This is a genomic window from Vallitalea sediminicola (genome assembly GCF_054408565.1).
The window spans coordinates 1-247 of record NZ_BTPT01000438.1 but is presented as its reverse complement, the minus strand read 5'-3'; the positions used below and the strand labels follow the sequence as shown (position 1 = coordinate 247).

Here is a 247-nt window from a genome sequence, read left to right as displayed (position 1 = left end):
CAAAGAATCACCAAAATACTATGAAATGATACTTGAATACCTTAAAAACAATGGTTATAAAATTAATGGGGACAGCATCGAACGAGTAATAATCAATGAATATAAATCAAATAACGCACATGATTATCTTACAGAGATTCAAATTCCTGTAGCACATTTATAAATAATATTCATTAAAATAAAGGTGGTTAAGTAGAATAAATAACCACCTTTAATATGTGAATAGAAAATAATCTATATCTTAAAC

Annotated in this window: 1 protein-coding gene; it reads left to right on the top strand. The window is 25.5% G+C overall.

Annotated features, from left to right (window positions below):
• Positions 1–25: 25 nt before the first annotated feature.
• Positions 26–163, top strand: a complete 138-nt coding sequence (locus ACX6CF_RS27340; protein WP_458788516.1) for a GyrI-like domain-containing protein — start codon at positions 26–28, stop codon at positions 161–163.
• The last annotated feature ends 84 nt before the right edge of the window (positions 164–247 follow it).

Excerpts from the sequence above, each read along its gene's own strand:
- ACX6CF_RS27340 (WP_458788516.1), top strand. The coding sequence starts at position 26 with ATGATACTTGAATACCTTAAAAACAATGGTTATAAAATTAATGGGGAC.